The sequence below is a fragment of the Corallococcus llansteffanensis genome, from assembly GCF_003612055.1.
Taxonomy (GTDB): domain Bacteria; phylum Myxococcota; class Myxococcia; order Myxococcales; family Myxococcaceae; genus Corallococcus; species Corallococcus llansteffanensis.
Map to the genome: position 1 here is coordinate 1 of NZ_RAWB01000952.1, position 1,883 is coordinate 1,883.

Consider the following 1,883-nt stretch of genomic DNA (forward strand, 5'->3'; position numbering starts at 1 on the left):
GGCCAGCAGTCCATCGTCCGGCCCGGCGAGGCCCCCACCGAGCCCGCCCCCGTGCCCAGCAGCCTGCTCTTGAAGGTGGCCTGGCCCGGGGAGGACAAGGAGCTGCGGCAGCACGAGTTCGTCGTCACCGGCCAGACGGATCCAGGCAACCGGGTGGTGGTGGAGGGCGCCGTGGTCCGCGCGGACAAGGACGGACGCTTCGAGCGCAAGGTGATGCTCCCGGAGGGCAAGAGCAGCGTGAAGGTGGTCGCCATGGGGATGGGCGGCCTGGTCGCGGAGGACCAGCACCACCTGGAAGTGGATACGAAGGCGCCCGCAGTGAAGCTCCATACCGGAACAATCTGGAAGACCACCAAGAGTGCCCCGCCCTGATCCGCCGCCGGGGCCCCCGAGGTCTTGAGAGAGGCGGCCCACCCGCCGGGTCGCGCCGCCCCGGGAAATCGTTCCGGGGCCCGGTGCGCCGCCACTTCCGGCGCTGGCTGGCCGCAAAGAGGTTCAGTCCCGACGAGGTGCCCTGTAGAGTCGGGGGGTCCTGGAACGCCTGATCCCCGCCCTCCTGTTGGTGTGTGCCCCGGTCTGGGCGGCTTCCCTGGAGCTGCTCGGACCGGACGTGCCCGTGCCTCCCGAGGGCTTCACGGTGGCGGTGGTGCGCCGGGATGCGAAGGGCGCGCCGGTGAAGTTCGCGCCGCCCGTGGTGACGGCGGAGGGCGCGGACGTGCGGCCCGGACCGGAGGCCGCTCCGCTGCGCACCTTCGTCGTGGTCCCCCGGGCCCAGGCGCGCGAGGTGGTGGTGGTCGCGAAGGGCGATGGCGCCGAGGCCCGCGCGCGCTACGACGTGGGCCCGCCCGCGAGCCGCGTGGAGCTCTCGCTGGAGCCCGCCCAGCCGGTGAAGGGTCGCGACACGGAGGCGACGCTCACGGTGAAGCGGCTGCGGCCGGACGGCACGCCGGATGACAGCGGGGCACCGCCGGTGCTGCGCGCGAGCACCGGGCGGGTGGAGGGCCTGAAGCACACGGGGCCCGGGACCTACGTGGCCCGCTACGTGCTGCCGGAGACGAACTCGCCGGAGGCGGCCATCCTGGTGGCGCTGTCCGCGTGGCCGCACCCGCAGTCGGTGCACGGGGCGTATGGACGCCTGCTGGTGCCGCTGGCGGCGTCGGTGGACCTGCCCGGCGCGAGCGAGCCCGGGGCGCGCGTGTCCCTGGAGATCGCTGGCAAGCGCTTCGGGCCCGTGCAGGTGGGCGCGGACGGCAGCTTCCTCCTGCCGCTGATCGTGCCTCCGGGATACCCCCTGGCCCGGGGACAGGTGGAGGACCGCGCGGGCAACGTGGAGCGGATCGCCATCGACCTGCAGCTGCCTCCGACGGATGGGCTGGCGTGCGTGCTCAATCCGCAGCGGCTGCCCGCGGACGGCGTGTCCCAGGCCCGCTTGCTGTGCGCGACCAGTGACCCGAAGGGCCTGCCGGTGGCGGATGCGCGCGTCACCGTGAAGGCGAAGCATGGGCGGTTGGAGGGGCCCCGGCGCGACGCGAACGGCATGCTGGAGTGGCGCTACACCGCGCCGCGCACGCTCGTGGCGGACGAGCGCATCGACGCGGCCTGGCCGCAGCGCGGTCCCGGGTCGCGCGAGTCGCTGCCGATGCAGCTGGTGCAGGGGCCCGTGCGGGACGTGACGGTGTCCTTGACCGAGCCCCTGGTGCATCGCGGGACGGAGGCCCAGGTGGTGGTGGTGGCGCGCGATGAGGCGGGGCAGCCGCGCGCCGAGGCGAAGGTGGAGCTCTCCACGCCCGTGGGGACGGTGGGCCCGGTGGTGGAGGCGCCGCCGGGGACGTTCACCGCCGCGTGGCGCGTGCCGCTGGAGGGCGCGGAGGGGCGCACGGAGG

Annotated in this window: 1 protein-coding gene and 1 pseudogene; both read left to right on the top strand. The window is 74.6% G+C overall.

Annotated features, from left to right (window positions below; genetic code table 11):
* Positions 1 to 372, top strand: a pseudogene (locus tag D7V93_RS45605) (hypothetical protein); the annotation flags it as partial.
* Between the two features lie 238 nt (positions 373 to 610).
* The coding region (locus tag D7V93_RS42400) for a hypothetical protein (protein ID WP_208723341.1) at positions 611 to 1,883 on the top strand (1,273 nt) is incomplete at its 3' end.